The following is a 620-nucleotide window of genomic DNA, read 5'->3' as shown; positions in this document are numbered from 1 at the left end:
GCGTGCGATTGGCCAAGGGAAGGCAGAATGGAAGGATACTGCTCAAGAAAAGAGTCTCCAAAGAGAGAGGCGGGCTCATCCGGGATTTGAACCCGGGACCTCTCGCACCCTAAGCGAGAATCATACCCCTAGACCAACGAGCCACAGAATGCTCCCTTAGCTAGTAAATGTAGAAAGAAGGCTCACAGGGCCGTAAAGATTTCCGAGAAACTCCTTTCTGCCATATCTCCACTGGCTAGGGTAGCCATCCCAAACCAATGTTGAGAAAAATGTCAAGGATTGAGTGAACCTCAGACGGCTGCCCTGCAGCGCGGGCCATCTGAGGAATCTCAAAAAAACACCTCTTTTCAGCGCAAGCGCTCTAAGCCACCGAGTTAAGTGATCGACCAAGTTTAAAGTGCAGACGAGGAACTAAGATCGGCGAGAAGCAGACTTCAAAATGCGCAGACACAGTTCTAGTCTTACTGGACAGCGGCGTGCGATTGGGGCACGGTTAAAAGAGGGCACTGTAGAACACCCTTTGAAGACACGCTGCCACAGAGAAGGCTCCTCTCTGCTGAGCACTGCCAGTCAAAAACCAACAGGTTCCACCGAGATTTGAACTCGGATCGCTGGATTCA

General features: G+C 51.3%; 1 tRNA gene. It reads right to left on the bottom strand.

Annotation, left to right across the window (positions count from 1 at the left end):
• Window positions 1-71: 71 nt before the first annotated feature.
• Window positions 72-143, bottom strand: a tRNA-Pro gene (locus U9R90_RS36670).
• Between the last annotated feature and the right edge of the window lie 477 nt (window positions 144-620).

The organism is Streptomyces sp. E11-3 (genome assembly GCF_046540415.1).
Lineage (GTDB): Bacteria > Actinomycetota > Actinomycetes > Streptomycetales > Streptomycetaceae > Streptomyces.
This window is presented reverse-complemented; position numbering and strand designations above follow the sequence as displayed.